Below are 216 nucleotides of genomic sequence, written 5' to 3'. Positions count from 1 at the left end.
GTGGTACGGATTACGGTAGTGCGACAGCGACGAATCTGCAAGTATCAACGGATGGTGGAACGACGTGGAACAATGCGGCTACGGCGACCATTGCCGCAGGCGCGACGAGTGTCTTGGTACGTACACCGATCACGGATGATCTGATCAGCGAAGTCAATGAAACCTTTGATTTGACGGTGACACGGACAGCGGGTACGACGACGAACGCTTCGGCAA

At 55.1% G+C, this 216-nt stretch carries 1 protein-coding gene; it reads left to right on the top strand.

The features are described 5' to 3' along the window. Positions 1-216: hypothetical protein (locus tag ACO0KW_RS20540; RefSeq protein ID WP_423055198.1), on the top strand; the 216-nt coding region annotated here is incomplete at both ends.

This window comes from Undibacterium sp. Ji22W, assembly GCF_049340305.1.
Classification (GTDB): domain Bacteria; phylum Pseudomonadota; class Gammaproteobacteria; order Burkholderiales; family Burkholderiaceae_D; genus Undibacterium.
This window is presented reverse-complemented; position numbering and strand designations above follow the sequence as displayed.